The sequence below is a fragment of the Streptomyces hawaiiensis genome (genome assembly GCF_004803895.1).
In the GTDB taxonomy this organism is placed as follows: domain Bacteria; phylum Actinomycetota; class Actinomycetes; order Streptomycetales; family Streptomycetaceae; genus Streptomyces; species Streptomyces hawaiiensis.
Genome location: NZ_CP021978.1, coordinates 5,843,133 through 5,862,573, shown reverse-complemented (window position 1 = coordinate 5,862,573; position 19,441 = coordinate 5,843,133). Strand labels below are relative to the sequence as shown.

Sequence of the window (19,441 nt, the reverse complement as noted above, 5' to 3'; positions counted from 1 at the left end):
CGCGAAGAGGGCGGGCCCCGCACACCGTGGGGCAGTGCGGGACCCGCCGACCGGAGGCCGGTGACCGTGCGGGGTCAGGAGCCGCACGGCCCCGGCGCTCCGGGATCCTGCCCTTCGGTCGCCCGAAGGGACGTCACTGGTGCAGCCCATCGCCGACTTGCCGGCCGTCGACTCCTGCCGGCCGTCGACTCCTGCCGGTCATCGACTTCTGGCGGCCGTCAGCTGCGGTGGGCCATCGGCGCTGACAGCCGTCAGCTGCGGTCGGTCATCGGCCACCGGCGGCCGACGGCTGTTCTCGGCGGGCCACCACTGCAGCCGTTGACTGCCGTCGGCCGACAACTGCCGCAGGCCGCCAACCGCTGCGGGCCGGCTGCTGCTGCGAGCCGTCCACTAGCGTCGGCCGTCAACTGCTGCGCCGTGTCACGAACTCGGCGAGGGCCAGCAGGCCGCCCGCCGTCTCCGGGTCCGGCACCGCTCGGGCCAGCTGCTGCATCGCACGGGCCATGCGGTCGGCAGCCTGGCCCTGAGCCCAGTCACGGCCACCCGCGCGCTCCACGGTCAGGGCGATGTGGTCCAGGTCCTCCTTCTCGCTGGGGCGTACGTACAGTTCGGCGAGTTCGGCCGCCGCCGGTGTGCCGGAGGCGAAGGCCGCCACCACCGGCAGCGACTTCTTCCGGGCGGCCAGGTCGGCACCGGCGGGCTTGCCGGTGCGGCGCGGGTCACCCCATATGCCGATGACGTCGTCGATGAGCTGGAAGGCGAGCCCGGCCTCCCGGCCGAACGCGTCCAGCGCCGCCACTTCCTCGTCCGAGGCGCCCGCGTACAGGCCGCCGATCGCGCAGGCGCTCCCGAGCAGGGCGCCCGTCTTGGCCTCCGCCATGGCGAGCACCTCGTCGAGCGTGACCTCACTGGGGGCGCACCGCTCCATGGCCGTGTCCGCGTGCTGCCCCGCGCACAGTTCGACCACGCAGTCCGCGAGCCGGGCGGCGGCGGCCCGGGACGCCGGGTGCGGATCCTGGGCGAGCAGCCGCAGCGCCAGAGCCTGCAGGGTGTCCCCGGCGAGGATCGCGTCGGCGTCGCCGAACACGGACCACACGGTGGGCCGGTGACGGCGGGTGGCGTCCCGGTCCATCACGTCGTCGTGCAGCAGTGTGAAGTTGTGGACGAGCTCCACCGCGGCGGCCGCCCGGGCCGCCCCCGCCCGCGCCTCGGGCCCGCCGAGGGCTGCCGCCGCCGCGAGGACCAGCGCGGGCCGGATCGCCTTGCCGGAGCCCCCCTCCGCCGGGGTGCCGTCGGCCTGTTCCCAGCCGAAGTGGTACTGCGCGATCCGGCGCATCGGCCCGGGCAGCGAGCCGAGCGCGGCCCGCAGCACCGGGTCGACCTCTGCCCGGGCCCGCTCCAGCAGCATGACCGCCTCGTGCCCTTCGGCCGGTGCCGGCCCGCCGTCCCGCTGCGTCCCGATGGGCACCCGCCTTTCCGCAGCCCCGGCCGCCTGCCGGGGCTCGGCGCCGCGCTGCCCACCGGGGGCGGGCAACGCGGTCTTCGTCCTGGATTCGGTGAGGGACTCACCCATGGGACCGCCTCGGAGAATGAGCGGACGGGGGCGCTGCCGCTGGGCCCGTACTCCGAGGATGTACCCGCCCTGACGGGCGGGGACACGGCCGGCATACAGGGAGCGTCACTGCCAGCGGCCGATCTCGACGTTCTCCAGGACGCCGAGCGCGTCCGGTACCAGCACCGCGGCCGAGTAGTAGGCCGTGACCAGGTATTTGATGATGGCCTGTTCGTTGATGCCCATGAAGCGCACCGACAGGCTCGGCTCGATCTCGTCGGGGATGCCGGAGGCACGCAGACCGATGACGCCCTGGTCGGCCTCGCCGGTACGCAGGGCGATGATGGACGTCGTACGGGCGTCCGAGACCGGGATCTTGTTGCACGGGAAGATCGGCACACCGCGCCAGGTCGGGATGCGGTTGCCGGCCATGTCGATGGTCTCGGGAACCAGCCCGCGCTTGTTGAGCTCACGGCCGAACGCGGAGATGGCGCGCGGGTGGGCGAGGAGCATCTTGGTGCCGCGGCGCCTGCTGAGCAGCTCGTCCATGTCGTCCGGGCTGGGCACGCCGTCGTGCGGCTGGATCCGCTGGTCGTACTCGCAGTTGTGCAGGAGCCCGAAGTCGCGGTTGTTGATGAGCTCGTGCTCCTGGCGCTCCTTCAGCGCCTCGACTGTCAGCCGGATCTGCTGCTCGGTCTGGTTCATGGGCTGGTTGTAGAGGTCGGCCACGCGCGTGTGGATGCGCAGCACGGTCTGGGCGACGCTCAGTTCGTACTCACGGGGCCGGGCCTCGTAGTCGACGAAGGTGTGCGGGATGTCCGGCTCGCCGGAGTGCCCGGAGGAGAGGTCGATCTCCTTCTCGCCGTACTTGTTGGAGCGCTGCGAGGGGATCGAGCGGCGCTGCTGGAGGTGTTCGCGCAGGGTGTCCGAGCGCTCCGCGATCTGCTCGAACTCCTGGCGGGGCAGCACGAGCACGGTGCACGCGGTGAGGGCGCGGGCCGTGTACTCCCAGATCGCGTCCTCGTTCAGCAGCGCGTCGTCGCCGAAGTAGGAGCCGTCGGCGAGGACTCCGAGGGACTCGTCGTCCCCGTACGGTCCCGTGCCGACCTTCTCCACCCTGCCGTGCGCCAGGAGGTACACCTCGTCGGCCGGGCTGCCGAACGAGGCGATCACATCGCCCGCCGGGATCTCCCGCTGCTCGCAGCGGCGGGCGATCTCGAAGAGCACCTCCTCGTCCTCGTACGACCGCAGCGCCGGCAGCTCGCCCAGCTCCGCGGGGATGATCTCGACACGGTCGCCGGTCTTGACGAACGTCAGCCGGCCGTCGCCCACTGCGAACGTCAGCCGCCGGTTCACCCGGTACGTACCACCCTGGATGTCGACCCACGGCAGCATCCGCAGCAGCCAGCGGGAGCTGATCTCCTGCATCTGTGGCACGGACTTGGTCGTGGTGGCCAGGTTCCGCGCGGCCGCCGTGCCGAGACTCTGCTGCGGCTTGGTCTGCTCCGTGCGGACCTCTTCGCCTACCGACATAGAGAACTGCCCTCCCGGTTGTGACCGACGCCCATATGCCTCGGGCATCGATGTGCACGGGCAAGCCTTCCTCACTCGGCGTCGCGGTGCTATTACACGAAAGAGCGGGAATGGATCTTTGCGCTTCTGGGCAGAGGGGGCCCGTTACGGCGTTCGAAAGCGCCCGCGTCCTGGCCCGGGAGGGCCCGTGACTGGGCCCGGGATCGTGGATCGGCCCGGGATCGGGAGCCCGGCCGCAGAGAATCGCGTCAGCCGCGAACCCCCTCCTCCACTCCCGGGTGACAATGACCCGGTGACCAGCCCCGACACCCCCGGACTCGCCGCGCTGCACCCCCGGCTCCCCTCGCCGGTGCAGGAGGTCGTGGACGGCCGGTTCGAGCGCCGGGGCGTGCGGCTGCTGCTGAAGCGGGACGATCTGATCCACCCGGAGCTGATCGGCAACAAGTGGCGCAAGCTCGCGCCGAACCTGACCACCGCGGCCGGCCGTACCGTCGTCACCTTCGGAGGAGCCTGGTCCAACCATCTGCGCGCGACGGCCGCGGCCGGCCGGCTGCTCGGCATCCCCACGGTCGGTGTCGTACGCGGCGACGAGCTGGCCGGCCGGCCCCTCAACCCCTCACTGGCCCGCTGCACGGCCGACGGCATGCGCCTGCACTTCGTCGACAGGGCGACGTACCGCCGCAAGTCCGAGCCGCGGACCCTGGCCGGCGTCCTGCGCGCGGCGGACGCCGAGGAGGCGTACGTCGTCCCCGAGGGCGGCAGCAACACCGACGCCGTGCGAGGCTGCCGGGCGCTCGGCGTCGAACTGCGCGGCCACGCCGAGGCCGTCGCCGTGGCCTGCGGCACCGGCGGCACGCTCGCGGGGCTGGCCGCCGGTCTCGCTCCCGGCCAGCGCGCCCTGGGCGTGCCGGTGCTCAGGGGCGGCTTCCTGACCGCCGGGACGGAAGCGCTGCAGCGTGCGGCCTTCGGTGGCCGGCGCGGCACCTGGAGCATGGACGACCGCTTCCACTTCGGCGGCTACGCGCGCGTGCCCGCCGAGCTCGACGCCTTCGCGACGGACTTCGAGCACCGGCACGGCCTGCCCGTCGAACGTCTGTATGTCGCGAAGCTGCTGTACGCACTCATCACCCTGGCCGGTGAAGGCGCCTTCCCGCGCGGGACGGCGGTGGCGGCCGTGGTCACCGGCCGTCCCTTCCCTTGAGGCAGCTCCTACCCTGAGGCACCCCTTCCCTGAGGCCCCTTTCCTGAGGCACCGCTTCCGTCGTCACGCCGCCTCCCGGAAGGCCGCCGCCTCCTCCAGGTCGAGCCTGCGCAACAGGGTCCGCAGCATCTCGTCGTCGATGTAGCGGCCGTCCCGGAGCTTGACGAACACCTCGCGCTCGGCGGCGATCATCTCCCGCGACAGTCGCCGGTAGGTGTCGTCCACGGACTCCCCGGTGATCGGGTTGGCCTGCCCGAGCCGCTCCCAGACGGCGTTGCGGCGGCGCTCCAGGACGGTGCGCAGCCGGTCGGCGAGCGGGGCGGGCAGGGCGTTGCGCTCGTCGGTGAGGAGCTCGTCCAGGCGCCGCTCGGCGGCCCGGGAAGCCTGCGCCTGGGCGTTGGCCTCGGCGAGCGTCTCGGTCTGCGCGTCCCGCCCGGGGAACTTCAGCAGCCGGATCAGCGGGGGCAGGGTCAGGCCCTGCACGACCAGGGTCCCGATGACCGTCGTGAAGGTCAGGAAGAGGATGAGGTTGCGCTGCGGGAAGGGCTCCTCGCCGTCGTGCATCGTGAGCGGGATCGAGAAGGCGATGGCCAGTGAGACCACGCCCCGCATCCCGGCCCAGGCGACGACGAACGGCCCCTTCCACGTGAGGCTCTCCTCCCGGCCCCGGATCCGGGCCGACAGCAGCCGCGGCAGGAAGGCCGCCGGGTACACCCAGACGAACCGGGCGGCGACGACCACCAGGAAGACGGCGAACGCGTACCAGGCGGCTTCCACACCCTCGTACTCCCCGAGCCCCCTGAGCACCACCGGCAGCTGCAGTCCGATCAGAGCGAACACCGCCGACTCCAGGACGAAGGCGACCATCTTCCAGACCGCTTCCTCCTGTAGTCGCGTGGCGAAATCGACCTCCCACGCGCGGTGCCCCAGGTAGAGCGCGACGACCACGACGGCGAGGACGCCGGAGGCGTGCACCTGCTCGGCGACGGCGTACGCGACGAAGGGGGTCAGCAAGGACAGCGTGTTCTGCGGCAGGGCTTCCTTCACGTGCGTGCGCAGCCAGTGGATCGGCGCCATCAGCAGCAGGCCCACCACAACACCGCCGACCGCCGCGAGCAGGAACTCGCCGATGCCCCCGGCCCAGGTCGCGCCCTCGCCGACCGCGGCGGCCAGGGCCACCCGGTAGGCGGTGATCGCGGTCGCGTCGTTCAGCAGGGACTCGCCCTGGAGGATCGTGGTGATCCGCGAGGGCAGCCCCACCCGTCGGGCCACCGCCGTCGCCGCGACCGCGTCCGGGGGCGCCACCACCGCCCCGAAGACCAGGGCCGCGGTCAGCGGCATGTCTGGCACGATCACGTAGAGGGCCCAGCCGACGACGAAGGTGGCGAACAGCACGTACCCGACGGACAGCATCGCGACCGGCCGCACCTGCGCCCGCAGGTCGAGGTAGGAACTTTCGGTGGCCGCCGTGTGCAGCAGCGGGGGCAGGATGAGCGGCAGGACGATGTGCGGGTCGAGCGTGTACTCGGGCACCCCGGGGACGTAGCTGACCGCCAGCCCCACGGCCACCAGCAGCAGCGGCGCCGGCACCGGAGTGCGCCGCGCGGCCGCGGCGATCGCGGCACTGCCCGCCACGAGCAGCAGCAGTGGCATCACATCCATCGTTCTCGCCCGCCCTCATTTTTCGACGCGGTCTTCCACCCGACCGTCGTAACCTGGCAATCATGAAACAGTGCACGCACGCCGACGCGCTGCCGCACCCCGAACCCGGCCCGCTCAGCGGGACGTGTCCGGAGTGCTTGGCGGAGGGCCTGGATCCGGTGCAACTACGGTTGTGCCTCAGCTGTGGTCATGTCGGCTGCTGCGACTCCTCGCCGGGACGGCACGCGGCGGAGCATCATAAGGAGTCCGGTCACCCCGTGATGCGGACCCACGAGCCCGGGGAGACCTGGCGTTGGTGCTTCGTCGACCATGTCCTGGTGTGACGCGACAGCACCCCGGCGCCGGACGGTTCGACCGTCTGACGTCTGGGTACGTCAACCCGGCGCGCGCTCTTCCCATTTGGGCCCGCCCAACCCCTAGACACGGAGCGTATCCACAGGTTTACTGTGAGTGACGACCAGGGGTTGGGGTCCCGGGGACAGGACCGTCAAGAGCGCGATAGCGTCACCGCTGAACCACGTATCGCGTTATCCCGGGGGGCGACCCTCGGCCCTGAAACGCTTGTACCACCATGGAGGTGAGGGTGTCCCAGATCGCAGGCGAGCCCGCGACCCAGGACTTCGTCGAAGTCCGGCTGCCGGCCGCGGGTGCCTACCTGTCGGTGCTGCGTACGGCCACGGCCGGTCTCGCGGCCCGTTTGGACTTCACCCTCGACGAGATCGAGGACCTGCGCATCGCGGTGGACGAGGCCTGCGCGATCCTGCTTCAGCAGGCCGTGCCCGGCTCGGTGCTCAGCTGTGTATTCCGCCTCGTCGACGACTCACTCGAGGTCACCGTCTCGGCACCGACCACGGATGGTCATGCCCCTTCGCGGGACACCTTCGCCTGGACCGTCCTGTCCGCTCTCGCGGGCAAGGTCTCCTCTGCCGTCGACAAGGACAAAACCGTTTCGATCAGCCTCTACAAACAGCGCGGCGCGGGACCCGGGCCGGCGTGAGGAGCGAGGACGGGCCGGTGCGGGACGAAGAGCGCGGCACACGAGATCTGCCGGCCGAGGGCACGGGCACGAGCGGCCCGAGCGGTGCCCGGCGCATGGCGGACGGCATCAACGGCATCCCCGAGCAGGCCCGCCCGCACCCCGAGGACGACTCCACGGAGGCCGTCCTCCCGGGCGGCGGGGGGCTGGACCGGGACGGTGCCGTGCGGAGCGCGCCTCCGGGCGGGGAAATCGCCGCATCCCCGGCCCAGGGGGGTCCCCCACTCGCGATAAGTCGAGAGTGGCGGAGGAGGCGAGGGCTCGGGGAAGGGCGACGGGCGGGACGATGAGCGAGCACGAGCGACACTCCGAGCATCAGGCGCCGCGCGCACACCACACACCAGGTGCGCACCACGGCTCACCGGACCGCAGCGGGGCGCGCGAGATGTTCCTCAAACTGCGCACCCTGAGCAGCGACAGCCCCGAGTACGCGGAGCTGCGCAACCAGCTGGTCCGGATGCATCTCCCGCTCGTGGAGCATCTCGCGCGCCGTTTCCGCAACCGCGGCGAGCCGCTGGACGACCTCACCCAGGTCGCCACGATCGGCCTCATCAAGTCGGTCGACCGTTTCGACCCCGACCGCGGTGTCGAGTTCTCGACGTACGCGACCCCGACGGTCGTCGGCGAGATCAAGCGGCACTTCCGCGACAAGGGCTGGGCGGTGCGCGTCCCGCGCCGGCTGCAGGAGCTGCGCCTGGCGCTGACCACGGCCACGGCCGAGCTCTCGCAGCTGCACGGCCGTTCTCCCACGGTCCACGAGCTCGCCGAGAAGCTGGCGATCTCGGAGGAGGAGGTCCTGGAGGGCCTGGAGTCCGCCAACGCGTACTCCACGCTGTCCCTGGACGTCCCCGACACCGACGACGAGTCCCCGGCGGTCGCGGACACCCTCGGCGCGGAGGACGAGGCGCTGGAGGGCGTGGAGTACCGGGAGTCCCTCAAGCCGCTGCTGGAGGATCTCCCTCCGCGTGAGAAGCGGATCCTGCTGCTGCGCTTCTTCGGCAACATGACCCAGTCGCAGATCGCACAGGAGGTCGGCATCTCGCAGATGCACGTCTCCCGGCTGCTGGCGCGCACCCTGGCGCAGCTTAGGGAGAAGCTCCTCGTCGAGGAGTGACGGCTACTTCTCCAGGTTGCCGGCGTTGCCGGGCCCGCGGATCCCGAGGGCCCGGGTCGTCTCGGGGTTCACCAGCAGCACGAGCGAGGCGACCGCCACGACCGCGAGGGCGATCCCGGCCGGAATGGCCATGCTGTCGGCCTGCAGCAGGTTGTAGGCCACCGGCAGCGCCATGAGCTGGGTGATGACGGCCGGGCCGCGGCTCCAGCTGCGGCGGCCGAGCAGTCCGCGCGCGGCGAGCAGCGGCAGCAGCGCGAGCACGACCAGCGTGATCCCTCCGGTCACGGCCTGCTGCCGGTCGTCCGGATGGCCCGTGAGGCCGAGGACGAAGATCCAGGCGCCGCCGACGACCAGCGCGAGCCCCTCCAGTGCGGCCAGCAGCGCGGCGTACGTCAGACGTCGGGGGCGGGGGCCGGTGATTTCCTCGGTGGTGGGGGTCTGCTCACTGCTCACCCCTGAAGAGTAGCTCCCGTCATACACGCCCCCCGTGGCGCGGTTCACCCCCGCTCTCTTACCTGATCCCTACCTCGGTATGGGCCCGGTACCCCCCAGTAGGTACGCTGCCAGTCATGCGTGCACTTCTCGTGGTCAATCCGGCGGCAACCACTACCAGTGCGCGCACACGCGACGTACTGATCCATGCGCTCGCCAGCGAGATGAAGCTGGAAGCGGTCACCACCGAGTACCGCGGCCACGCGCGCGACCTGGGCCGGCACGCCGCGGACAGCGACGACATCGACCTGGTGGTCGCCCTCGGCGGCGACGGCACGGTCAACGAGGTGGTCAACGGCCTGCTGCACGCCGGCCCCGCTCCCGGGCATCTGCCCGGCCTCGCCGTGGTCCCGGGCGGCTCGACCAATGTCTTCGCCCGCGCCCTGGGCCTGCCCAATGACGCCGTGGAGGCCACCGGCGCCCTGCTGGACGCCCTGCGCGACGGCAGCGAACGAACCGTCGGCCTGGGGCTGACCTCGGGCACGCCGGGCACGGAGGACGAGGCGGTGCCGTCCCGCTGGTTCACCTTCAACGCGGGGCTCGGCTTCGACGCCGGCGTGGTGGGACGTGTGGAGCAGCATCGCGAACGCGGCCGGAAATCCACACACGCTCTTTACGTGCGCCAGGTCATGCGTCAGCTCCTCGGCGAACCGAACCGCCGGAACGGGACGATCACGCTGGAGCGGGCCGGCGAGGATCCGGTCACCGATCTGGTGCTGTCCATAGTCTCGAACACCTCGCCCTGGACGTTTCTGGGGAATCGCCCGATCTACGCGGCACCTAAGGCCTCGTTCGATACCGGCCTCGATCTCTTCGGTCTCAGCCGCCTGTCCACCGCGGCGGTTGCCCGGTATGGCACCCAGTTGCTCACTTCGTCCCCCGAGCGCGGACCCCATGGCAAGCACGCCACCTCTCTGCATGACTTGACAGAGTTCACCTTGCATTCGAAGGTCCCGCTCCCCCTCCAGATGGACGGTGACCACCTGGGGCTGCGAACAAGCGTGACGTTCACAGGCGTACGCCGTGCACTGCGTGTGATTGTGTGAGCAGAACTGGCTAAAGTCCTTTCACTCGAACGTTTAGGCCAGGGTCCACCCCATGGAAGTACGGCTGTGACCTAGTCGACACCGAAGAATCAAAAAAAACTTTCCAGAAGGGGTTGTATCCGCCGTCGAGGTTTGCGAGTCTCTACGTGGCGATCGAGACGGCCCGCAACACCGGCCTCCACTGATCACAAGAACCCCTCTTCAATTCACAGGACCTTCGCCGGGGAACCTGGCAGTCGGCCCTTCACTTGTTGAGGGATTCGTGAAAGCGTTCACATTCACAAGCAAGCCCTGCACGTAATACCAAGGAGAGGTAGCAGCCATGGACTGGCGTCACAACGCCGTTTGCCGCGAGGAAGACCCCGAGCTCTTCTTCCCCATCGGCAACACCGGTCCTGCGCTGCTGCAGATCGAGGAAGCCAAGGCCGTCTGCCGTCGCTGCCCGGTGATGGAGCAGTGTCTGCAGTGGGCGCTCGAGTCCGGCCAGGACTCCGGCGTCTGGGGTGGTCTCAGCGAGGACGAGCGCCGTGCCATGAAGCGCCGCGCCGCCCGCAACCGGGCCCGTCAGGCCTCCGCCTGACAACCCACCCCTGCTGACAGCCTGAGCTTGGCGGCGCGTGTGCCTGTCGGCACTACTTCGTTGACAGCGAGTACGCATCTCCCGCCCCCGAGCCGCAGCGCGCAGTTCCCCCGATGCGCTTAGTTAAGCAGCAACGAGCTTTAGCCCCGGGCCACTTGGTGGCCTGGGGCTCATTGCTTTTCCGGGCCCTTCTTCCCAGGCTCCGGATTCCGTCACTTCTGCGACCGCACCGGGATGTCCAGGATCACGCGGGTGCCGCGCTCCGGGGCCGGGACCATGTCGAAGGTGCCGCTCAACTCGCCCTCCGCCAGGGTCCGCACGATCTGCAGCCCGAGATTGCCGGCGGTGTGCGGATCGAACCCTTCCGGCAGGCCGACCCCGTCGTCCTGGACCGTGACCAGCAGTCGGGCCTCCTTGCTCGTGCCACCGCGGACCGCCGAGACCTCCACCGTGCCGGCGTCGCCTTCACGGAAGCCGTGCTCCAGTGCGTTCTGCAGCACTTCGGTCAGCACCATCGACAGCGGCGTGGCGACCTCGGCATCGAGAATGCCGAAGCGGCCGGTGCGCCGGCACGCCACCTTGCCAGGGGAGATCTCCGCGACCATGGCCAGCACGCGGTCGGCGATGTCGTCGAACTCCACCCGCTCGTCCAGGTTCTGGGAGAGCGTCTCGTGCACGATCGCAATCGATCCGACGCGCCGCACGGCCTCTTCGAGGGCTTCGCGCCCGCGGTCGGACTCGATGCGCCGGGCCTGCAGGCGGAGCAGCGCGGCCACCGTCTGGAGGTTGTTCTTGACGCGGTGGTGGATCTCCCGGATCGTCGCGTCCTTGGTGATCAACTCGCGCTCCCGCCGACGCAGTTCGGTGACGTCACGGAGCAGGACGAGGGACCCGATGCGGGTGCCCTTCGGCTTGAGCGGGATCGCGCGGAACTGGATGACCCCGTCAGTGGCCTCGATCTCGAACTCGCGCGGCGCCCAGCCGCTGGCGACCTTGGCGAGCGCCTCGTCCACCGGGCCCCGGGTCGGGGCGAGTTCCGCGGTGGTCTTGCCCAGATGCTGGCCGACGAGGTCGGAGGCGAGGCCGAGCCGGTGGTAGGCCGACAGGGCGTTCGGGGAGGCGTACTGGACGATGGCGTCGGCATCGAGCCGGATCAGGCCGTCGCCCACGCGGGGCGAGGCGTCCATGTCGAGCTGCTGGTTCGCGAACGGGAAGGACCCGGCCGCGATCATCTGCGCGAGGTCGGAGGCGCTCTGCAGATAGGTGAGTTCCAGACGGCTCGGGGTACGCACGGTGAGGAGGTTGGTGTTGCGCGCGATGACGCCGAGGACGCGCCCCTCCCGCCGTACGGGGATCGACTCGACCCGGACGGGGACCTCCTCGCGCCACTCGGGGTCGCCCTCGCGCACGATGCGGCCCTCGTCGAGGGCGACGTCCAGCATCGGGCGGCGGCCGCGCGGCACGAGGTGGCCCACCATGTCGTCCTGGTACGAGGTCGGGCCGGTGTTGGGCCGCATCTGGGCGACCGAGACGTACCGGGTGCCGTCGCTGGTGGGGACCCACAGGACCAGGTCGGCGAAGGAGAGGTCGGAGAGCAGCTGCCACTCCGAGACCAGCAGGTGCAGCCACTCGAGATCGGTGTCGTCGAGGGCGGTGTGCTGGCGTACGAGTTCGTTCATGGAGGGCACGTGTGCGAGCGTACCCGGGGGTTCGCACGGCCCTGAAACACCCGCGGGCCGCGGCGCCTGAGAGGGACCCTCAACCCTCCCGGCACCGCAGCCCGGAGCAGCATCGGCCGTGGGGTGTGCGGTCCCGGTCGGCCGAAGGATGAGGAGCCGGGGCAGTCAGGGCAGAGAGCCTCGGTTCCTCGGTCCGTCTTCCTGTGCGGGGAAGACGGAGGCTGGTGCGCGTTGCACACGCGCTCTCGTCACGCATTGTGGACTAGACCACTGAGGGGTGTCCATGCGTTGGAGGCTGTTCGTTGTTGTCTTTTCGGCGACGCGTAGACGCACTGTCGTCCAGCAGGCAGCCTAACCCGTGTGGGTTCCTGTGCGGGGCCAGATGGACAGGGCAATTTCCGCGACCGCCTCCAGTTCCTCCCGGCTCGCCCCGTCGCGTGCCTGTTGTGACATGCCCTGGATCATCGCTCCGGTGTGACGGGCCAGGGCGGCGGCGTCGGTGGCCGGCGGGAGCACGCCGGCGGCGATATCGGCCCTTATACGGCTCTCGAACGCGGCGATGTTGGCGTTGCGGCGGTCCCGCAGCGACTGCTCCACCTCGGGGTTCGAACAGTTCGCGGCCGCGTGGACGACGAGGCAGCCGTGCGGGTGGCCGGGTTCGGTATACGCGCTGGCGGCTTCGCGCAGGGTGCGCTCGACGGCGGCCCACGCGGTGGGTTCCTCGGCGAGGGCGCGTTCGGTGAAGGATCCGTGTCCCGCGCCGTACACGCGGACGACCTCTTCGAAGAGGGACTGCTTGTCGCCGAAGGCCGCGTAGAGGCTGGGGGCCCCGATGTCCATGACACGGGTGAGGTCGGAGACGGACGTGGCCTCGTAACCGTGCTCCCAGAAGGCCAGGAGGGCCTTCTCCAGCGCGGTCTCGCGATCGAAGGAACGGGGGCGGCCGCGGGGCCTGGTCCTGGCCTTGCCGTCCCCGGCGGCCCTCGCGCTCGCGGCGTCAGGCGCCTTACCGGCCCTCGCGGTTCCGTCGTCGTTCACCATGGGGTGCATTTTATAGCGGGCACTAGAGAAATGTCGGCGGGCTGCTGTACGGTCATTTGTGTAGCGACCGCTAGAAAAATGAGAAGGGGGCGCCGCCATGGGCGTGCTCACGGGCAGGACGGCTCTCGTCACGGGGGCGAGCAGGGGTATCGGGCGAGGAATCGCCGAGCGGCTGGGGCGCGACGGCGCGCGGGTCGCGGTGCACTACGGCAGGAACGAGACGGCGGCGAAGGAGACGGTCGCGGCGATCGAGAGGGCCGGGGGCTCGGCGTTCGCGGTGGGCGTGGAGCTGGGGGTCCCGGGGGATGCCGAGGCGATGTGGGAGGAGTTCGACCAGCACGCGGACGGGCTGGACATCCTCGTGAACAACGCGGGCATCGGCAACACACGGCCGATCGGGCAGCTGGACGAGGGAGAGTTCGACAAGGTCTTCGCGGTGAACGTGAAGGCGCCGTTCTTCATCCTCAAGCACGGCATGACGCGCCTGCGGGACGGCGGCCGGGTCGTCAACATCTCGTCGGGGCTGGCCAGGACGGCGGCGATGCCGGACAACGTGGCGTACGCGATGACGAAGGGTGCGCTGGACGTCTTCTCACGGGACCTGTCCAAGGTGCTGGGGAGCCGGGGCATCACGGTGAACTCGGTGGCCCCGGGGATCATCGACACCGACAACACGGCAGCACTGCTGCGCGGCAGCCCCGACGGCTGGGCCAAGGCCGCGGCGCTATCGGCACTGGGCGGGGTCGGCGAGCCTGCCGAGGTCGCCGACGTGGTGGCGTTCCTGGTGTCGGAGGCGGGGCGGTGGGTGACGGGGAGTTGGGTGGATGTGACGGGGGGTTCGCTCACGTAGCCGCGGCGATCCCGGCGGTTGCGGTTACGCCTGCGCCTGCGCCTGCGCCTGCGCCTGCGGTCATGGTGACGTCGCGAAAGCGCCCCCGCCCTCAGTGAGTCTCCGTCACCTTCGCCAATGCCCGGGGCGCGTCCGGGTCCTGGCCCCGGGCGATGGTGACCTCGTAGGCAAGGAGCTGGAGGGGGATGATCTCCAGCACGGGCTGGACCTCCTCGGCCACGTCGTCCGTGGGCAGGACGAAGCCGGCCGATGCCTCCTCGACCTGATGCCTGGGACCGACGACGACGAGGTCGGCCCCGCGGCCGCGCAGCCGGTCCAGGACCGGCTGGAGCGCTTCGCCGCCCTTGCCGTCGGTGACCACGGCGATAACCGGGGAGACGTTGTCGACCATGGCGAGTGGTCCGTGCAGCAGGTCCGCGCCGGAGTAGGAGAGGGCCGGGATGTAGCTGGTCTCCATCAGCTTGAGGGCGGCTTCCTTGGCCGTGGGGTAGCCGTAGCCGCGGGAGGTGATCACCATCCGCTCGGCGAAACGGTAGCGGGCGGCGAGGGTGCGCACCTCGTCCTGCCGGGCGAGCAGCTGCTCGGCGAGGTCCGGCAGGACCTGCGCAGGCGCGCCGTCGCCGCCGCGCAGGCCTTCGACGAAGAGGTAGAGCGCGAGAAGGGAGGCGGTGTAGGTCTTGGTCGCGGGGAGGGCCTTCTCCGGTCCGGCCATGATGTCGATGTGGTATTCGGAGACACCGGCGAGCGGTGAGTCCGGGTTGTTGGTGACGGCCAGCGTGATCGCGCCGGCCTCGCGGGCGGCCCGGGTCGAGGCGACCAGGTCCGGGGAGCCGCCCGACTGACTGACGGTGACGACGAGGACGTCGGTGAGGTCGGGCCGGGCGCCGTAGGCCGTGGTGGTGGACATCGAGGTGAGTCCGCAGGGCAGGCCGAGCCGGATCTCCAGGAGGTACTTGGCGTACAGGGCGGCGTTGTCGGAGGTGCCGCGGGCGGTCAGCAGGACGAAGCGGGGCGCGCGGGCGGCGATCTGCCGGGCGACGTCCTGGATGGCCGGGGCGCCCCCGGAAAGGATCCGGCGCAGGACGGCGGGCTGCTCCGCCATCTCTCGGGCCATGGTCCGACCCGGGGGCTCGCTGAGGGGGTCCGGTGTGGCGGCGGCTGTCATGGCGGGTCCTTCCGGGAGCGGGGCGGCTGCAGAGCCCATTCCACTCCCCCGGGCCGGACAGCGCCCGCCCGTGAGGCCCCCGCTCCGCTCCGAACCCTGCGCGGAGCGGCACTGTTCACCCCCTGGTGACCTGGTCGGCACGGCGGCGCTGCCCCCGTGGGAGCAGCGGTGCACACCCTGGGAGGGGCAGGCCCGCTCTGTTAGATTGGTCTAAACCACACGACCCCTCCCGGGTCCGGTCCCAGTTGAGCACTCCTCTCAGATCGGCAGGCCCAGCGTGGAAGTTGTCATCGTTCCGGACGCCAAGGCGGGCGGCGAGCTCATAGCCGAGGCCATGGCCAGGCTGCTCCGCCGTAAGCCCGGCGCCCTGCTGGGCGTGGCCACCGGCTCGACGCCGCTGCCCGTGTACGAGGCGCTGGCGGCGAAGGTGCGCTCCGGTGCCGTGGACGTCGGGCGGACGCGGATCGCGCAGCTCGACGAGTATGTGGGGCTGCCCGCCGACCATCCGGAGTCGTACCGCTCGGTGCTGCGGCGCGAGGTGCTGGAGCCGCTCGGGATCGGGATGGACCAGTTCACGGGCCCGGACGGCACGGCGAAGGACGTGCAGGGGGCGTGCGAGGCGTACGACAAGGCGCTGTCGGACGCCGGGGGTGTGGATCTTCAGCTGCTCGGGATCGGGACCGACGGGCACATAGGGTTCAACGAGCCGTGCTCGTCGCTGGCGTCGCGGACGCGGATCAAGACGCTGACCGAGCAGACCCGCATCGACAACGCGCGGTTCTTCGACGGCGACATCGGCCAGGTGCCGCACCACGTGATCACGCAGGGTATCGGCACCATCCTGGAGGCCCGGCATCTGGTCCTGCTCGCCACCGGCGAGGGCAAGGCGGACGCGGTCGCGGCGACGGTGGAAGGGCCGATCGCCGCGGTGTGCCCCGCGTCCGCGCTCCAGCTCCACCCCCATGCGACCGTCGTCGTCGACGAGGCCGCCGCGTCGAAGCTGAAGCTGGCGGACTACTTCCGGCACACCTACGCCAACAAGCCGGACTGGCAGGGGATCTGAGGCCTCCAGCCGGCACCGGGCAGATCCGGCGCTCCCCCTCGGGCCTGACCTGGACAACAGGTCCTAGACGCCCACGGCCCCGGGCTCCAGTACGTCGTCGTCGGCCGGCTCGTCCTGGGCGTGCCAGCCGGCCACCCACAGGGGCATCACCCAGTGGACGACGAGGACGGCGATGAGCAGGGGTGCGGCGTAGGCCTTCGGCGCGTCGCCCGCGACCCCGCCCGTGATCAGCAGGCTGACCGCGACCGCGGCCAGGAGCAGGGTCATCACGCGGTGGGCCCGGGCCAGGACGCGGGTGCGTTCCGCCGACTGGCGCTCGTCCAGCACGTGTTCGCGCAGTTCCAGCAGGCCCCGGGTGGCGCCGTTGATCACGCCGGTCGCGAACATCCAGGGCAGTAGCAGCGCCACCATGACGGCCACGGGCCACAGCGGCTCGCCCTTGGCGAGGAAGAAGTGGGTCATCAGACCGCCGAAGGCCAGGGTGAGGGCGGCATGGGCGGCGACGGTCAGGCGGCGGCGCGCCGTGGTGGCGTACCAGGACGCTGCGCGGCGATCGTTCATCAGCCGCAGCATGCTCCGGTCGTAGCGGGTCAGGCGTGTCGTCGTCATGGCTGGTTCCTCCCGTAGACCTCGTCCGTGAGCGGCCGGAACGGTTCGAGGGAGAACAGGGCCTCGACCGGCAGGCCGAAGAACTTCGAGATCTTCAGCGCCAGGTCGAGGCTCGGGTTGTACTGCCCCCGCTCGATGTAGCCGATGGTCTGGTAGTGGGCTCCCACTGCCTCGGCCAGGCTCTGGCGCGACACCTTGTGCTCGGCGCGCACCACGGCCAACCTGTTGTGCACCTGCTCGCTCATGTATAAGAAGTACTACATTCAGGTGCACGGTTACAACCGCGATCCCGGTGGTCGCCGCTGTGAGCGAAGGCGGGTCAGTGGTGGTGGCCGTTGCGGCCGAGGGTCTCCACGGGGGTCGCGCCGGGGCGGGTCCACTGCGGTACGGGGCGGCTGGTCGGGCCCCAGGTGGCGTTCCCGTCGGCGTCCGAGCGCCAGGACCAGCAGGCATCGCGCCCCTCGGGCCGGTCGTCGGGGTTGTCCTCCCAGGCCTCACCGCGGCCGTAGGGCGTCAGGTCGAGCAGGCCGAGGGAGCCGTTGACCCGCTCGTTGCCGCGGCCCGTCGTGCGGTAGGTGAGGAACACGCGGTCGCCGTCGAGCAGGAAGCAGGTGAGGTAGCCCATCGCGCCGCCGACCGGCGCGGCCACGTCGCGCACCGAGTACCAGGGCTGGGTGTATCCCATGAACTCGACGTAGGCGGCCACCTCGTCCCAGCGACCCGTGGTCAGCACGGCGAAGGAGACGCCGCGGGCGTTGAGGTAGACGGCGTCCTTCAGGTGCCATGCGGTGGTGGTGCAGCCCTCGCACTGCCCCTGGTGCGGTGCACCGTCGTGCCACATGTGCTGGTAGACCACGAGCTCGTCGCGGCCCTGGAAGAGGCCCAGGAAGGGCACCGGGCCCTCGGGGCCGACGACCTCGACCGTGCCGTCGAACTCCACCATCGGCAGCCGGCGGCGGGCCGCCGCGATGGCGTCGCCCTCACGGGTGTGGGCCTTCTCGCGGACCAGCAGCTCGTCACGTGCGGTCTGCCAGGTGGCCGGGTCCACCACGGGCGGGCGGCCGGGCAGCGCGGGGGTCGGGTGGTCCGGCGTGGTCGTCATGGTGTCCTCCGTGGAGTCTCGTGCCGGACGGCGTCCCACGACGCCGCTGCTGCGGTCACCGAAGGAGACTCGGCCCCCGGCCGGAACTCATCGCTGCGAAGGGGGCGTCCTCGGCCGGGCCTGCACGGAGGACACCATGACGACCACGCCGGACCGGCCGTGACGGACGTGCTCTCACAGCCCCGTGATCCCGGCGATCACCTCGGCCGCCGCCCGGCCGCAGACGCGGGCCGCGCCATGGGTGGCGATGTGCAGGGCGCCGCGCGGGGCGGCCTGGGGGACGCCCATCTCGACGACGACGGTGTCGGGCCGGGCCGCAAGCACGGTGCCGAGGGCCGAGGCCATCCAGGGGTGGCGGTGTTCGTCTCGGACGACGGCCACGATGCGCCGCGGTCCGGCCGCCTGGAGGGCCGCGCGGCCGGCGCTCTCCCCCGCCTCCTCCTCCGGGCCGTCCCCGGCGGAGAAGCTGCCCGTCACTGTGCCCGGCAGGAGGTGGATGAGCTCGGCGGCGAGGCCCCACGGGGTCTCGTCGCCGACCGCGATGTTGGCGACGGGGGTGAGGGCGGCGACGTAGGGCGGTTCGGTGAGGGGCATGAAGGTCGCGGGGTCGCCGATGCCGGGCGCGGCGGTCACCGTCAGGGCGCGGCGGGCGGCGTGCAGGCCGATCTCGGTGCCGTGGGTGTCCTCGGCCCGGTGGCCGTGCGTGCCGGCCCAGCGGGCCAGGGCCCGTACCCGGTCGGCGGCCTCGGCGAGGCGATCCTCCGGGAGTTCGCCCGTGCGCACGGCCGCGACCAGGGCGTCCCGCAGCCGCAGCACGGTCGCGTCGTCGGCGAGGCCGCCGCCCACGCAGATCGCGTCGGCGCCCGCGGCGATGGCGAGGACGCTGCCGCGTTCGATGCCGTAGGTGCCGGCGATGGCCCGCATCTCCATGCCGTCGGTGACGATGAGGCCGTCGTAGCCGAGCTCGCCGCGGAGCAGGCCGGTGAGGATGCGGCGGGACAGGGTGGCCGGGCGGTCGGGGTCGAGGGCCGGGACCAGGATGTGGGCGCTCATGACGGCCCGGGTGCCGGCGGCGATGGCGGCGCGGAACGGGGTCAGTTCGCGGTCGGCCAGCACCTCGGCGGAGACGTCGATGCGCGGCAGTGCGTGGTGGGAGTCGACGGCCGTGTCGCCGTGGCCCGGGAAGTGCTTGGTGCAGGCGGCGACGCCGGCGGACTGCAGGCCCGTCACATAGGCGGCGGTGTGCCGGGCGGCCAGGCCGGTGTCGGCGCCGAAGGAGCGGACACCGATGACCGGGTTGCGGGGGTCGGAGTTGACGTCGGCGGACGGCGCCCAGTTGAGGTTCACACCGCAGGCGGCGAGGCGACGGCCCAGCTCGTGGGCGACCTGGTGGGTCAGCTCCACGTCGTCGACCGCGCCGAGGGCGTGGTTGCCCGGGAAGGAGGAGCCGGTGCGCACCTCCAGGCGGGTCACGTCGCCGCCCTCCTCGTCGATGGCGACGAGGACGTCGTCGCGCTCGGCCCGCAGCTGGGCGGTCAGGGCGGCCAGTTGGCCGGGGGAGGCGATGTTGCGGCCGAACAGTCCGACGGAGGCGAGCCCCTCACCGAGGCGGCGCAGCAGCCAGTCGGGGGCGGTGGTGCCGGTGAAGCCGGGCTGGAGGACCGTCAGGGCGTCGCGGGTGAGCGTGTCGGTGCCGCTGGCGAGTGTCGTCATCGG

18 protein-coding genes and 1 pseudogene are annotated in these 19,441 nt (G+C 71.2%); 8 read left to right on the top strand and 11 right to left on the bottom strand.

The annotated features are described in order from the left end of the window. Nucleotides 1–403 precede the first annotated feature (403 nt). Together CEB94_RS27210 and CEB94_RS27205 are read right to left on the bottom strand one after the other, a co-directional pair. Nucleotides 404–1,573 (bottom strand): family 2 encapsulin nanocompartment cargo protein polyprenyl transferase, encoded by a 1,170-nt coding sequence (locus tag CEB94_RS27210; RefSeq protein ID WP_175434695.1) that lies wholly within the window; start codon nucleotides 1,571–1,573, stop codon nucleotides 404–406. Nucleotides 1,574–1,678: 105 nt separating this feature from the next. Further along, nucleotides 1,679–3,085: a family 2B encapsulin nanocompartment shell protein gene (locus CEB94_RS27205; RefSeq protein WP_175434694.1), complete on the bottom strand. Its 1,407-nt coding sequence runs from the start codon at nucleotides 3,083–3,085 to the stop codon at nucleotides 1,679–1,681. A 292-nt stretch (nucleotides 3,086–3,377) separates the two neighbouring features. Between CEB94_RS27205 and CEB94_RS27200 the strand changes: the two genes are divergently transcribed. Then, nucleotides 3,378–4,286 carry a 1-aminocyclopropane-1-carboxylate deaminase/D-cysteine desulfhydrase gene (locus CEB94_RS27200; RefSeq protein ID WP_175434693.1) on the top strand — a complete coding sequence of 303 codons (909 nt, stop codon included), beginning with the start codon at nucleotides 3,378–3,380 and terminating at the stop codon, nucleotides 4,284–4,286. Between the two features lie 63 nt (nucleotides 4,287–4,349). On the opposite strand, the gene CEB94_RS27195 is transcribed toward CEB94_RS27200, so the two are convergent. Further along, entirely contained in the window at nucleotides 4,350–5,948 is a 1,599-nt protein-coding gene (locus tag CEB94_RS27195; RefSeq protein WP_175434692.1) for a Na+/H+ antiporter, read from the bottom strand. A 62-nt stretch (nucleotides 5,949–6,010) separates the two neighbouring features. On the opposite strand from CEB94_RS27195, the gene CEB94_RS27190 reads away from it, so the two are divergent. The 3 genes and pseudogenes from CEB94_RS27190 to CEB94_RS27180 all read left to right on the top strand — a co-directional run bounded on the left by CEB94_RS27190 (nucleotide 6,011) and on the right by CEB94_RS27180 (nucleotide 8,098). Beyond that, complete coding sequence (locus CEB94_RS27190) at nucleotides 6,011–6,271, top strand: UBP-type zinc finger domain-containing protein (protein WP_175434691.1); 261 nt, start codon at nucleotides 6,011–6,013, stop codon at nucleotides 6,269–6,271. Nucleotides 6,272–6,531: 260 nt separating this feature from the next. Further along, nucleotides 6,532–6,945, top strand: coding sequence for an ATP-binding protein (locus CEB94_RS27185; RefSeq protein WP_003992877.1), 414 nt, complete (start codon nucleotides 6,532–6,534; stop codon nucleotides 6,943–6,945). A 17-nt stretch (nucleotides 6,946–6,962) separates the two neighbouring features. Further along, a pseudogene (locus CEB94_RS27180) lies at nucleotides 6,963–8,098 on the top strand (RNA polymerase sigma factor SigF). Nucleotides 8,099–8,101: 3 nt separating this feature from the next. On the opposite strand, the gene CEB94_RS27175 reads toward CEB94_RS27180, so the two are convergent. After that, nucleotides 8,102–8,551: a hypothetical protein gene (locus tag CEB94_RS27175; protein WP_175434690.1), complete on the bottom strand. Its 450-nt coding sequence runs from the start codon at nucleotides 8,549–8,551 to the stop codon at nucleotides 8,102–8,104. A 116-nt stretch (nucleotides 8,552–8,667) separates the two neighbouring features. Here CEB94_RS27175 and CEB94_RS27170 point away from each other — a divergent pair, with 116 nt between their 5' ends. Further along, nucleotides 8,668–9,636 carry a diacylglycerol/lipid kinase family protein gene (locus CEB94_RS27170; RefSeq protein ID WP_175434689.1) on the top strand — a complete coding sequence of 323 codons (969 nt, stop codon included), beginning with the start codon at nucleotides 8,668–8,670 and terminating at the stop codon, nucleotides 9,634–9,636. A 322-nt stretch (nucleotides 9,637–9,958) separates the two neighbouring features. Continuing rightward, a complete protein-coding gene (locus CEB94_RS27165; RefSeq protein ID WP_016639615.1) occupies nucleotides 9,959–10,216 on the top strand; it encodes a WhiB family transcriptional regulator in 258 nt (85 codons plus the stop codon). Nucleotides 10,217–10,428: 212 nt separating this feature from the next. Here CEB94_RS27165 and CEB94_RS27160 read toward each other — a convergent pair whose 3' ends face one another. Further along, nucleotides 10,429–11,895, bottom strand: coding sequence for a sensor histidine kinase (locus tag CEB94_RS27160; RefSeq protein WP_175437178.1), 1,467 nt, complete (start codon nucleotides 11,893–11,895; stop codon nucleotides 10,429–10,431). Between the two features lie 351 nt (nucleotides 11,896–12,246). Continuing rightward, entirely contained in the window at nucleotides 12,247–12,936 is a 690-nt protein-coding gene (locus CEB94_RS27155; RefSeq protein WP_175434688.1) for a TetR/AcrR family transcriptional regulator, read from the bottom strand. 97 nt (nucleotides 12,937–13,033) lie between these two features. On the opposite strand from CEB94_RS27155, the gene CEB94_RS27150 reads away from it, so the two are divergent. Beyond that, nucleotides 13,034–13,786: an SDR family oxidoreductase gene (locus CEB94_RS27150; RefSeq protein ID WP_175434687.1), complete on the top strand. Its 753-nt coding sequence runs from the start codon at nucleotides 13,034–13,036 to the stop codon at nucleotides 13,784–13,786. A gap of 91 nt (nucleotides 13,787–13,877) precedes the next feature. Here the strand turns inward: CEB94_RS27150 and CEB94_RS27145 are convergent, their stop codons facing one another. Beyond that, complete coding sequence (locus CEB94_RS27145) at nucleotides 13,878–14,951, bottom strand: SIS domain-containing protein (RefSeq protein ID WP_175434686.1); 1,074 nt, start codon at nucleotides 14,949–14,951, stop codon at nucleotides 13,878–13,880. Between the two features lie 277 nt (nucleotides 14,952–15,228). Between CEB94_RS27145 and nagB the strand changes: the two genes are divergently transcribed. Beyond that, the gene (nagB, locus tag CEB94_RS27140; RefSeq protein WP_175434685.1) at nucleotides 15,229–16,014 is read left to right on the top strand and encodes a glucosamine-6-phosphate deaminase; all 786 of its coding nucleotides are present in this window, start codon (nucleotides 15,229–15,231) and stop codon (nucleotides 16,012–16,014) included. 63 nt (nucleotides 16,015–16,077) lie between these two features. Here nagB and CEB94_RS27135 read toward each other — a convergent pair whose 3' ends face one another. From CEB94_RS27135 to CEB94_RS27120, 4 genes are all read right to left on the bottom strand, one after another. Continuing rightward, a complete protein-coding gene (locus tag CEB94_RS27135; RefSeq protein WP_175434684.1) occupies nucleotides 16,078–16,623 on the bottom strand; it encodes a hypothetical protein in 546 nt (181 codons plus the stop codon). Next, the gene (locus CEB94_RS27130) at nucleotides 16,620–16,868 is read right to left on the bottom strand and encodes a helix-turn-helix transcriptional regulator (protein ID WP_030851643.1); all 249 of its coding nucleotides are present in this window, start codon (nucleotides 16,866–16,868) and stop codon (nucleotides 16,620–16,622) included. Before CEB94_RS27130 ends, CEB94_RS27135 begins: the two co-directional genes overlap by 4 nt. A gap of 74 nt (nucleotides 16,869–16,942) precedes the next feature. After that, nucleotides 16,943–17,725, bottom strand: coding sequence for a DUF899 family protein (locus CEB94_RS27125; protein WP_175434683.1), 783 nt, complete (start codon nucleotides 17,723–17,725; stop codon nucleotides 16,943–16,945). 174 nt (nucleotides 17,726–17,899) lie between these two features. Further along, nucleotides 17,900–19,438 carry a glycoside hydrolase family 3 protein gene (locus tag CEB94_RS27120; protein ID WP_175434682.1) on the bottom strand — a complete coding sequence of 513 codons (1,539 nt, stop codon included), beginning with the start codon at nucleotides 19,436–19,438 and terminating at the stop codon, nucleotides 17,900–17,902. Between the last annotated feature and the right edge of the window lie 3 nt (nucleotides 19,439–19,441).

Coding starts and splice junctions, on each gene's coding strand:
- CEB94_RS27210 (WP_175434695.1), bottom strand. CDS start 1,573: ATGGGTGAGTCCCTCACCGAATCCAGGACGAAGACCGCGTTGCCCGCC.
- CEB94_RS27205 (WP_175434694.1), bottom strand. CDS start 3,085: ATGTCGGTAGGCGAAGAGGTCCGCACGGAGCAGACCAAGCCGCAGCAG.
- CEB94_RS27195 (WP_175434692.1), bottom strand. CDS start 5,948: ATGGATGTGATGCCACTGCTGCTGCTCGTGGCGGGCAGTGCCGCGATC.
- CEB94_RS27190 (WP_175434691.1), top strand. CDS start 6,011: ATGAAACAGTGCACGCACGCCGACGCGCTGCCGCACCCCGAACCCGGC.
- CEB94_RS27170 (WP_175434689.1), top strand. CDS start 8,668: ATGCGTGCACTTCTCGTGGTCAATCCGGCGGCAACCACTACCAGTGCG.
- CEB94_RS27165 (WP_016639615.1), top strand. CDS start 9,959: ATGGACTGGCGTCACAACGCCGTTTGCCGCGAGGAAGACCCCGAGCTC.
- CEB94_RS27160 (WP_175437178.1), bottom strand. CDS start 11,895: ATGAACGAACTCGTACGCCAGCACACCGCCCTCGACGACACCGATCTC.
- CEB94_RS27155 (WP_175434688.1), bottom strand. CDS start 12,936: ATGGTGAACGACGACGGAACCGCGAGGGCCGGTAAGGCGCCTGACGCC.
- CEB94_RS27150 (WP_175434687.1), top strand. CDS start 13,034: ATGGGCGTGCTCACGGGCAGGACGGCTCTCGTCACGGGGGCGAGCAGG.
- CEB94_RS27145 (WP_175434686.1), bottom strand. CDS start 14,951: ATGACAGCCGCCGCCACACCGGACCCCCTCAGCGAGCCCCCGGGTCGG.
- CEB94_RS27135 (WP_175434684.1), bottom strand. CDS start 16,623: ATGACGACGACACGCCTGACCCGCTACGACCGGAGCATGCTGCGGCTG.
- CEB94_RS27130 (WP_030851643.1), bottom strand. CDS start 16,868: ATGAGCGAGCAGGTGCACAACAGGTTGGCCGTGGTGCGCGCCGAGCAC.
- CEB94_RS27125 (WP_175434683.1), bottom strand. CDS start 17,725: ATGACGACCACGCCGGACCACCCGACCCCCGCGCTGCCCGGCCGCCCG.
- CEB94_RS27120 (WP_175434682.1), bottom strand. CDS start 19,438: ATGACGACACTCGCCAGCGGCACCGACACGCTCACCCGCGACGCCCTG.